This is a genomic window from Cohnella kolymensis, from assembly GCF_000829465.1.
Classification (GTDB): Bacteria; Bacillota; Bacilli; order Paenibacillales; family Paenibacillaceae; genus Cohnella; species Cohnella kolymensis.
Genome location: NZ_JXAL01000026.1, coordinates 261678 through 267713 on the forward strand (window position 1 = coordinate 261678; position 6036 = coordinate 267713).

5 protein-coding genes and 1 pseudogene are annotated in these 6036 nt (G+C 54.9%); all 6 read right to left on the bottom strand.

Translation table 11 applies throughout. The features are described 5' to 3' along the window. Positions 1–141 precede the first annotated feature (141 nt). Complete coding sequence (gene rpsO / locus SD71_RS18025; RefSeq protein WP_041066167.1) at positions 142–411, bottom strand: 30S ribosomal protein S15; 270 nt, start codon at positions 409–411, stop codon at positions 142–144. Positions 412–580: 169 nt separating this feature from the next. Further along, the gene (locus tag SD71_RS18030) at positions 581–1567 is read right to left on the bottom strand and encodes a bifunctional riboflavin kinase/FAD synthetase (protein ID WP_041066170.1); all 987 of its coding nucleotides are present in this window, start codon (positions 1565–1567) and stop codon (positions 581–583) included. A 24-nt stretch (positions 1568–1591) separates the two neighbouring features. Beyond that, a complete protein-coding gene (gene truB, locus SD71_RS18035; RefSeq protein ID WP_041066172.1) occupies positions 1592–2548 on the bottom strand; it encodes a tRNA pseudouridine(55) synthase TruB in 957 nt (318 codons plus the stop codon). After that, the gene (locus SD71_RS18040; protein WP_041066174.1) at positions 2545–3528 is read right to left on the bottom strand and encodes a DHH family phosphoesterase; all 984 of its coding nucleotides are present in this window, start codon (positions 3526–3528) and stop codon (positions 2545–2547) included. The genes truB and SD71_RS18040 overlap by 4 nt, the downstream gene beginning before the upstream one ends. Positions 3529–3583: 55 nt before the next feature. Continuing rightward, the gene (gene rbfA / locus SD71_RS18045; RefSeq protein ID WP_041066177.1) at positions 3584–3940 is read right to left on the bottom strand and encodes a 30S ribosome-binding factor RbfA; all 357 of its coding nucleotides are present in this window, start codon (positions 3938–3940) and stop codon (positions 3584–3586) included. Positions 3941–3968: 28 nt separating this feature from the next. Beyond that, a pseudogene (gene infB / locus SD71_RS18050) lies at positions 3969–6036 on the bottom strand (translation initiation factor IF-2); the annotation flags it as partial.

Consider the following 6036-nt stretch of genomic DNA (forward strand, 5'->3'; position numbering starts at 1 on the left):
GCTCTTTCCATTATTTCCTGCCTCGCAGCGTCTTAGGCATATCCTTGCAGCGGGCATGTCCCCAACATGGGAAAAAAGCAACCTGGTGCCATGCGGGCTGTGGAGCCCATTCGGCTATGCAGGTTGCTTTCGGCCAGAAAATTAACGGCGCAAGCCCAATGTTGCGATCAGGGCGCTGTACCGGCTGATATCTTTGTTCTTCAAGTACGCCAGCAGCTTACGGCGTTGACCAACCATCTTCAGCAAACCGCGGCGGGAGTGGTGATCTTTCTTGTGCTCCCTAAAGTGATTCGTGAGATTGTTGATATTCTCCGTAAGGATAGCGATCTGGACTTCCGGGGATCCGGTGTCCGTCGGGTGTGTCTTGTGCTGATCGATCAGCTCTTGTTTACGCTCTTGCGTCAATGCCATCCTTGTTCACCTCCTTCATTAGAATCGCCGTCAGCCTCGCAGGCGTCGGTGAGGGCGCGCTGCCAAGCCAAGGTTCCGTGTGCTTCCTCGTCGGCATAGGCCGATTTCAGCAACGTGTATTAGTATATCATATTGGCGCTGCCGGGTACAATGGTGTTCGCCAAAACGTTCAAACCCGGATATCGGTCAGTCTTCGCCGCGCTTCATCGGCATCTGAAGCGATCTGTGCGGTCAGCTGCTCGATTGAAGCGAATTTCCGTTCCGGCCGGAGGAAGGAATGAAATTTGATTGCCAGCTGGCAGCCGTACAGATCATCTTGAAAATCGAACAAATGCGCTTCCAGCTTCAGTTCCCCGCCTGGAGCTTCAAACGTCGGCCGATACCCGACGTTCAGCACCCCGTTATGCCTCTCGCCCCTGGCTCCTGAAGGAGTAATCAGCTCGGCTTGAATGGCATACACGCCCGGCCGGGGAATCACATAAGGCTGCTCAGGCATCACATTCGCCGTAGGGAATCCGATCTCCCGTCCCCGAGCCTCTCCGTGCACGACGAACCCCTTGACTTCATAGGTGCGGCCCAGCAGCACATTCGCTTCGCGGCATTCGCCTTCTGCGAGCATCTCCCTGATGCGGGTGCTGCTCACCTTGTCTCCGCCCTGGAAAACCGGAGCGATCACATGAACCTGAATGTCACCGCCGCCGTACAGGCCGAGCGCTTCCGCATCACCTGCTCCGCGATGGCCGAAGGAGAAATCAAAGCCGACGACGGCCGTACGGACACCGAGAGGAACGATCAAGCGCTTGACGAATTGCTCCGCGCTCACTTCCGAGAAAGGACGATCGAAACGGATGATATACGCCGCTTCCACACCGAGATCGGCGAGCAGTTCCAGCTTATCATCAAGCGGAGTGAGCACGGTGTGGTACTCCGAACCTTGCCCCAACACGACCCGGGGATGCGGATCGAAGGTCATGACAGAAGGCGTCAGACCCTGCTCCTTACCCAAAGTTACCGCCTGCCGCACAACTTCCCGATGCCCCGAATGAACACCGTCAAAAAAGCCGATCGCAAGCGACAACCCTTGCTGCTTGCGGGCGCCTTCCGGCAGCCCCGTCAAATCCGTTACATGTTGAACGGTAATATCATAACGTTCCACCTGATGCCCTCCTGCTTGAACGGACTACCTGTCCGCCGACTCCTGTTCTTCCGAGGGGTGGAACACTTTGACGGGACGTACCGTCTCCATGTTCCCATCGACGGTGAATAAACCGAGAAAAATACCGTCTGAACGATACAATCTGCAAAGGCCCTCCGCAGCCGGAGGCGTCTGCAAGCGCTTCGCTTGAATCGCTTTCCCCTGCAAAGCATGAATGGCTTCCGCATGCTCGGCTACTATGGCAGGAAGATCAGTCAACAATGTGTCTGCTGAAATGACTTTATCCGTTAAACGCCCTTGCTCCTGAAGCACAGGGATTTCATCCAAGGTGACCGTCAGCTGCCGGGTAATGCCTGCGCTCTCTGTTCGCACAAGCTCAGCCATGACGGCCGGCACACCGAGCTTGCGGCCGATATCCACGCAAAGCGTCCGAATATAGGTGCCTTTGGAGCATGTTACGGAAAAGGTGAGTTCCGGCTGCTCGCGATTGGCGTCAACTTTCAAAACCTTTATTTCATGAATGCGGACTCGGCGCGGGGCTCGATCGACCGTCAGGCCTTGCCGGGCCAGCTCATAAAGACGCTTGCCGCCTACCTTCACCGCGGACACCATCGGAGGAACCTGTTCGATTTCCCCTGCAAACGAATATGCGGCATCAACGATCTGCTTCTCCGTTAAAGAAGAAGCGTCCCGCTGTTCCACCACTTTGCCGCTCAAGTCTTCGGTATCCGTGGCAATTCCGAAACGCAGCGTCGCCTCATAGGTTTTGGGTATTTCCTGCAAGTACTCGACCAGCCGGGTGGCCCGTCCGATACAAAGAGGAAGCACGCCGGTAACCGCCGGATCCAGCGTTCCCGTATGCCCGATCCGTCGGATGCGGAGCATTCCCCGTACTTTGGCGACAACGTCGTGAGAGGTCCAGCCTGACGGCTTCCACACGGCCAATACGCCCTCAATCGATGGTGCAGGCTCAGTGCTCATTGTTCATCCAGCGCCTTCTGTACGATTTCGATCACCTGATTGATCACTTCAGGAAGCGGATCCGTCAATCTGCATCCCGCCGCACGAACATGCCCGCCGCCGCCGAAATGCTGGGCTACGGCTGCCACATTCACCCGGCCTGCCGAACGCATGCTGACCTTGACGGATTTCTGTCCGTTTTCTTTGAACAGAATGCCGACCTGAACCCCTTCAATGTTACGCGGATAGTTGACGAGCCCTTCCAGGTCTTCGTTGGTAGCGCCCGTTTCCGCCAAATCCTCGGAGGTTGCCCAAAGCCAGGCAATTTGCTGATCGCCGCTGAAAGTCAGGCGGCTCAGTCCGCGCTGCAGCATCCGCATCTGACCCATGCTTATCCGCTCCAATAACAGCTCGGCTAATTCAGGGCCGTTCACTCCCGCTGCGAGCAAACGCGAAGCCATCGACATGACGAGCGGGCTCGTGCTTGAATAGCGGAACCCTCCCGTGTCGGTGAGCAGTCCTGTATAGATTGCAGACGCCACATCCCGATCAATATCAAGCGACAATTGATCGATGAGTTCGAATAAGATTTCTGCGGTTGCGGCTGCATCGAACTTTAACAGATTGACCGTTCCGAAGCCGTTGTTGGTCGGATGATGGTCGATATTCAGCATCTGCATATCCGGCGCAAACCAGGCAGCTGTTCTGCCTACTCGTGCGAAATCGGCGCAATCCACAGCAATCACGTTCCGGAATTGGCGAAGCGGAGGCTTCTCCTCTTCCAATGTGACGATTTCAGAGCTTTTCCATAAAAAATGAAGCCGGGAAGGCACAGGGCCTTCATTGAGCATCGTATACTTTTTGCCCAGCTTTTCGAGCAGCCAGCCGACGGCAACCGTGGAGCTGACCGCATCGCCGTCCGGCTGCACATGAGATACGACGAGGAAATCGTCCCTCTCACGAATGAAAGTCTCGGCTTCCTGCAGAGTCCTTGCCCACATGCTTGCATCCTCCCAGCTAAGTTCGTTCCTCATGATCAGAGGCGCACCGGGAAGTTCAGGACTCCCGCGAATCTTTGTTGAGTTGCTGAAGCAGCGCTTCAATATGGCTTCCATATTCGATGGAGCTGTCGAACCGAAACTCCATTACAGGCGTATGCCGGAGCCGGACACGGCGGCCGAGCTCCGACCGCAGGAAACCGTTGGCGCGGCCGATGGCTTTCAAGGTTTCCTCTTTCTGCTCTTCGCTTCCGAGAATACTCAAGTACACCCTGGCCAGCGACAAATCGTTCGTAACATCCACTCCGGTTACGGTAATGAACCCGATGCGGGGATCCTTCAATTCCGTCTGGATGATAGTGCTGATTTCTTTTTTGATCTGTTCCCCGACCCGCCCGACTCGAAATTTGGCCATTTCGTACACCTCTTATGCGAGCTGATCGTTAGCGTTCCACGGACTCCATGACGAACGCTTCGATGATGTCGCCTTGTTGTAGATCATTGAATTTGTCCAATGTGATTCCGCATTCGTAGCCTTCCGCAACCTCTTTGGCGTCATCCTTGAATCGTTTGAGGGAATCGAGTTTACCTTCGAAAAGTACGACTCCGCCCCGAATGAGACGCGCTTCGGCGTTGCGTTGCATTTTGCCGTCGGTAACCATACAACCGGCAATCGTACCGACTTTGGTAACTTTGAACGTTTCGCGAACTTCCGCGTGGCCGATGACTTTCTCTTTGAAAATGGGATCCAGCATCCCTTTCATCGCCTGTTCGATCTCTTCGATTACTTTGTAGATGATGGAGTGCAGGCGCACATCCACTTTCTCCTGCTCGGCGGTAGCCGCAGCACCCGATTCAGGACGAACGTTAAATCCGACGACGATTGCAGACGATGCGGCAGCCAGAATAATATCCGACTCGGTAATCGCCCCTACGCCGGAGTGGATCGGTCTGACACGGACGCCTTCGATTTCGATTTTCTCCAAAGAGCCTTTGAGCGCTTCGAGGGAACCTTGAACGTCCGCCTTAAGGATGACGTTAAGCTCCTTGATTTCGCCTTCTTTGATCTTGCTGAACAAGTCTTCAAGCGTTACCGTCTGGTTAGCCTTCATCGTCTCTTGGCGCGTCTTGATCGAACGCTTATCGGCGATTTCACGAGCTTTGCGCTCGTCTTCGAATACCATGAACGGATCGCCGGCCTGCGGTACTTCGGTCAAGCCGGTAATTTCCACAGGGGTGGAAGGACCCGCTTCCTTGATGCGGCGGCCACGGTCATTGGTCATTGCCCGTATGCGTCCGAAGCAGTCGCCTGCAACGAATGCGTCGCCCACTCTCAGTGTTCCGTTCTGCACGAGGATCCGCGCAACCGGTCCTTTACCTTTATCCAGCTCGGCTTCCATGACCGTACCGCGCGCCCGTTTGTCCGGATTCGCTTTGTAGTCATTCACTTCAGCAACGAGCAGGATCATTTCAAGCAGCTCATCGAGGTTCATGCGCTGCTTGGCGGATACGTTAACGAAGATCGTATCCCCGCCCCAAGCTTCCTGAACAAGACCGTGCTCAGTCAACTCTTGCATTACTTTGTCCGGATTGGCATCCGGCTTATCTATTTTGTTAACCGCAACGATAATCGGCACATTCGCCGCCTTAGCATGGTTAATAGCTTCAACAGTCTGAGGCATTACGCCGTCATCCGCTGCGACAACGAGAATCGTGATATCCGTTACCTGAGCTCCACGGGCACGCATAGTTGTGAACGCTTCGTGGCCCGGCGTATCGAGGAACGAAATCTTCTTGCCGTTGATCTCAACCTGATAGGCGCCGATGTGCTGGGTAATTCCCCCAGCTTCTCCGCTCGCTACTTTCGTTTCACGGATCGCATCCAGCAATGTCGTTTTACCATGGTCGACGTGACCCATGATCGTAACCACTGGAGGACGAGATACCAGATCATCCGGATTGTCGTTTTCTTCAACGTTCTCGAATGCCATATCTTCAACGACGATCTTCACTTCGGTCTCAACGCCGTAGTCATTTGCCACCAGCAGTACGGTGTCCAAATCGAGGTCCTGGTTAATGGTCGCCATGACACCCATCATCAACAGCTTCTTGATGACTTCGGAAGCGTCTTTATGAAGCAATTTGGCTAGTTCGCCGACTGTCATATTACCGCGGACGATAACCTTTTTAGGTGTATTGTCGATTTTTTTCGCGCGGAGGCATATTATTTTTACGGTTGTTTTTGCCGCCTTTACCTCTGCCTCTAAAACCTCTGTTATCGTCAAAACGGCTGTCCTGACGTTTGCCGGCGGGACCGTTACGGTTGAAGCTGCTTTCCCCCGTACGGCCTTTCGCGTCTCCGCGAGCAGCTGGACGATTCGCATCTCCAGGGCGTCCGCCCCGTTGTCCGGTACCTCCACCAGCGCCTGCACCTGCACCTGCAGGTCCTCTGCCGGCTCCTGCTCCTTGACCTTGAGGACGATTGCCGCCCGCCGCTGAATCCGCCTTGAC

Bases quoted from the DNA above. Each gene is read 5' to 3' on its own strand.
- truB (WP_041066172.1), bottom strand. From the start codon at position 2,548: ATGAGCACTGAGCCTGCACCATCGATTGAGGGCGTATTGGCCGTGTGG.
- SD71_RS18040 (WP_041066174.1), bottom strand. From the start codon at position 3,528: ATGTGGGCAAGGACTCTGCAGGAAGCCGAGACTTTCATTCGTGAGAGG.
- rpsO (WP_041066167.1), bottom strand. From the start codon at position 411: ATGGCATTGACGCAAGAGCGTAAACAAGAGCTGATCGATCAGCACAAG.
- rbfA (WP_041066177.1), bottom strand. From the start codon at position 3,940: ATGGCCAAATTTCGAGTCGGGCGGGTCGGGGAACAGATCAAAAAAGAA.